Origin of the sequence: Streptomyces hilarionis, from assembly GCF_024539675.1 — a bacterium.
Lineage (GTDB): Bacteria > Actinomycetota > Actinomycetes > Streptomycetales > Streptomycetaceae > Streptomyces > Streptomyces hilarionis.
This window is the reverse complement of record NZ_JAHHIT010000842.1, coordinates 1-247: the sequence shown is the minus strand read 5'-3', so window position 1 is coordinate 247 and position 247 is coordinate 1. Positions and strand designations below refer to the sequence as shown.

Here is a 247-nt window from a genome sequence, read left to right as displayed (position 1 = left end):
AGACACTCGTGCGTGTGTTCGACGGGACGAGGCCAATATTTATTGACATAATAAGCCAGAAATGCGGCAGTAGAACGAATATCACCGGCGATGGCGGCCCATTCTCGAGGTGGGTCTGGAATGTTGTGATTAAGGGTGAATAGGAACAGGCCAGCCAATTTAAGCTGGGGCGCGTAATACGACCATGTTGCGAACGCATCCTCGCAGGTGTCGATGAGAGTAACAGGGCAAGTGACTAGGGCAGGCC

1 protein-coding gene is annotated in these 247 nt (G+C 52.6%); it reads right to left on the bottom strand.

All coding sequences use genetic code 11. The features are described from left to right. The coding region (locus KMS84_RS40520) for a hypothetical protein (protein ID WP_256921653.1) at window positions 1-247 on the bottom strand (247 nt) is incomplete at both ends.